The organism is Xenorhabdus hominickii (assembly GCF_002632725.1).
Classification (GTDB): Bacteria; Pseudomonadota; Gammaproteobacteria; order Enterobacterales; family Enterobacteriaceae; genus Xenorhabdus; species Xenorhabdus hominickii.
In genome coordinates this window covers 1-934 of record NZ_NJAI01000061.1, presented here as the reverse complement: position 1 = coordinate 934, position 934 = coordinate 1, and the positions used below count along the sequence as shown (strand labels likewise).

Here is a 934-nt window from a genome sequence, read left to right as displayed (position 1 = left end):
CAGCAGCCATTGATACAGTTCAAAGCTGCTTGGGTCTTTGTTTGGCATACGCATAATCCACCCCATTAGAACAATGGGCGTCCGTGGGGTGAGCTATGGCCGCCCCTGTGAGTAGGTTAAAAGTAATAAGTTAATACTTAAGGTATGTTGTTAGATCAGCCAAACATTAATCAACTGGAGGGATGGCTGATTACCTCTGTGAAAGGAAAAACATGGCATCTTTTGAAACAAAAACAGCTCTCGCAGGTCCGGCATCAAATTATGATGTTGCCACCGAGGCTGTGCTGATCTCCCTAATTGCTGTATTAGCAAAACAATCTGAAAATGCTAATTCATTCATTTGGGAAATCGAGAATGAGGTTAAAGCTCGTCTTTCTCTTAACAATCGACAGGAGTCTCTTGGTATTGCGCAGGAGATTCTTTCGGCTGTTCGCGAGAAAAGCCTGAAATAAATTTTTCTTTCAGCTCAAGCGAGATTGCTTCCGCGGTTTCGCTTTTTTCTGGTATGCCGTACCCGCTGAAACTTGGGTTACGAACTGAATCAATAACAGATTGCTGACGCTGAGCATTATCCAATGAGATTTGGGAGCGAAGCAGTTTTTCTGTCAATTTCATCATTAACGCCGCTGCTGTTACGTCAATATCAACTTTTTTAACTCCCCATGCCGCACAGGTCATTACCATATGCTGGAGATCTGTCAGATATTTATCTCTTTCTACAATCATATCTGTAATGATTTCATCAAATTCATTCATTATCATTCACCTCACGAGTGAGTTAATAGGAGGTCGTTATGGGAATAGGAATAGGTGAGAGTTAAGTTAAGCTGCCAGCCAGCTTAAATACTTTAAATCCCGATGACTGAGATTCAGTTTTGTATTTTTCAATACTCAATCTCATTCTTTGTTTTCCCAGTTCGGTTAAGTTAAGCGG

1 protein-coding gene is annotated in these 934 nt (G+C 41.2%); it reads right to left on the bottom strand.

The window, feature by feature from the left end; translation table 11 throughout:
• Positions 1–378: 378 nt before the first annotated feature.
• Complete coding sequence (locus tag Xhom_RS25025) at positions 379–756, bottom strand: hypothetical protein (RefSeq protein ID WP_069315928.1); 378 nt, start codon at positions 754–756, stop codon at positions 379–381.
• Between the last annotated feature and the right edge of the window lie 178 nt (positions 757–934).

What these genes read in the sequence shown, in the direction of transcription:
- Xhom_RS25025 (WP_069315928.1), bottom strand. Translation starts at nt 756, where the DNA reads ATGAATGAATTTGATGAAATCATTACAGATATGATTGTAGAAAGAGAT.